Annotated in this window: 1 protein-coding gene and 1 pseudogene; both read right to left on the bottom strand. The window is 37.3% G+C overall.

Translation table 11 applies throughout. The features are described from left to right. Positions 1–55: 55 nt before the first annotated feature. Positions 56–430: a HopJ type III effector protein gene (locus ACS8FD_RS16210; protein ID WP_439260694.1), complete on the bottom strand. Its 375-nt coding sequence runs from the start codon at positions 428–430 to the stop codon at positions 56–58. A 105-nt stretch (positions 431–535) separates the two neighbouring features. Continuing rightward, positions 536–703, bottom strand: a pseudogene (gene csrA, locus ACS8FD_RS16205) (carbon storage regulator CsrA); the annotation flags it as partial. Between the last annotated feature and the right edge of the window lie 416 nt (positions 704–1119).

Raw genomic sequence — 1119 nt, 5'->3', positions numbered from 1 at the left:
AAAGCCACGCTATCATCATAGCGTGGCTTTTTTATAGTGGCAGACACTATATAGCTTACAATGCAGTAGTATCTACGTTTGGACGTAATGTCAGTGGATTTGTTTCCATTAAAAATCCCTGCCAGCCCCAATGTAAAAAATTACGAATGTTAGCATGGTCTGTACCATTCGGCGTAGCTTTTACCTTTTCGTAATGCTCACCGAAAAGCTTTAGGGTATCTAATTGATCTAAGCCATGATGTCTAGCAAAGCCAAAGACTTTTGCACTCCCTTCATTTTCACCAGCATCATTATGCAGTAAGCCATTCACGAATGGCATTGGTGCATAGCGATAAAAATCATCAATAAAGCTGATAACATCATTAAATCCAATGGCTTTTTTGTTCAATCCATTAAGCAAAGCCGATACGTCTGATTGGCGGATACTCATAAGTAAATGACCTCAAAGCAGGTTAAATTAACGATTAAAGTAGTCTTCATCATCAAATGATGGCGCAAAATTGCCTTGTTCAAGATGTTGCATCTGTGATTGTACTGTACGCTCTTGCTGGATACGCTGATAAATCTCTTCACGATGTACTGCAATATCTTTAGGTGCATTAACACCTATACGTACCTGATTGCCTTTAACGCCCAGAACAGTAACACTGACTTCATCACCGATCATTAACGTCTCGCCCACACGGCGTGTCAAAATTAGCATGCGTCACACTCCTTATGTCGCATTAAAAAATTATTACTCATTACATTACATCTCAATTACAGATCATCACTAAATCGTCATGACATAGAACCTATATACGACAACCATAAAGTAATATAGGCGCCTCATACGATAAGTAAAGTGTTACACGATAAGCGATGATGATAGGTAGGTTCATTTAGCCCAAATGAGCCCCCATTATAGGTGGCATAACAGATGCTGTCACGGGTTTTCATAAAACTATTAGGTAAACTACAACGTTAATAACGTTAAAATTACAAAAAGGGTATAAAAAGTACCTTCCTAACCAAATGCTTATTAGAAACGATAAATAGCTATTTAATTGAAAACCGTCAAAGCAATGCTACTAAAATAGACTTACAGTTTTAACGGTTTCAATAATGATCAATACTAAA

It is taken from the genome of Psychrobacter sp. 1U2 (assembly GCF_051847575.1).
The sequence above is the reverse complement of the archived record's forward strand: the minus strand, read 5'-3'. Positions and strand labels throughout refer to the sequence as shown.

Bases quoted from the DNA above. Each gene is read 5' to 3' on its own strand.
- ACS8FD_RS16210 (WP_439260694.1), bottom strand. From the start codon at position 430: ATGAGTATCCGCCAATCAGACGTATCGGCTTTGCTTAATGGATTGAAC.